Genomic DNA, 1,156 nt, shown 5'->3' on the forward strand with positions numbered 1-1,156 from the left:
TTATATATCATAACACGTCCGGTTCGTTTATGCAAGCTTTATTTTCGTTTAAGAATCATTCGAGTTTGGCTTGCCGATTCAATAAAATGTGTTATTTATTGGCCGGACTAATAATATATCACGTGAGACAAATCAATGCAAGTGTTTTTTAGATATATATATATTATGAAATAAAATCAAGGAGATTCGGGCCAGATATACAACACGCAAATTAAGCAACACCGGTTAATGTTGTTCTGCACTCATTTTACTCTGAGGAAATGGAAAGCTTACATTATACCCTATGTATTATTTAAGCATCTATTTCATTTCATTTATACGAGTTGCGCTTAAAACATCAGATACCATCTGCAACTCAAAGGATATGTGTTAGTAGGCTCCTACAACAAGTTATGGTACCCAGGTGACTTACTCCTATGCACTCTCTCACGGACATCTGTAAGGCATTAGTTGGTTCAGAAATTTAATATTCTATTATTTTTTAGCTGATCTATTATCTAAAGAGAACTCTGAGCAGCAAAGAGAATCATAATCAAATGATTTAGGTATTATGACGACCCGGTTCATTCAAATCTTGTTCTTCTTGTTACGAATGTCAGACAAAGATTTCAACCACCTAAAAAAAAGACTACAAGAAATAAGCATTATCTGGACTAAAAACAGTAGTACTAATTGAATATCAGTTACGTTCAGTTCATTCAGACCTTATTCGCAATCATATTCAATACCACGTTGTCGCTTAGCTGGATTTAAATACCCTGATGCGATTGTTCTAGATATGGCCGAGCTATTTGTGAGTAACATATAAGAATGTGAAACAAGTTGTAGTTCAAATGCTGAAGATCTTTAAAGTACCCGGTATAGCGATCGACTTATCGGTAAACTGGGAACCGCTTTTATATAAGACAGTTCATGTAAAATTCATTAAGTAGGATCAGTATGAATGTTTTAAGAATTCCCAGATATATCTTGAAGAATTTACACATATATACCTTATGACCATTGACTTAAAAATCTTTATTAAAACGCAAAGAACCACCATTGATTGAAATCAATAGTGGTTCTTGTGCTTGGCGGCGTCCTACTCTCCCAGGACCCTGCGGTCCAAGTACCATCGGCGCTGGAGGACTTAACGGTCGTGTTCGGGATGGGTACG

At 35.8% G+C, this 1,156-nt stretch carries 1 rRNA gene; it reads right to left on the minus strand.

The features are described 5' to 3' along the window. Window positions 1-1,068 precede the first annotated feature (1,068 nt). Window positions 1,069-1,156 (minus strand): 5S ribosomal RNA (rrf, locus tag AC1D7X_RS25775); the annotation flags it as partial.

This window comes from Paenibacillus sp. Y568 (assembly GCF_059445545.1).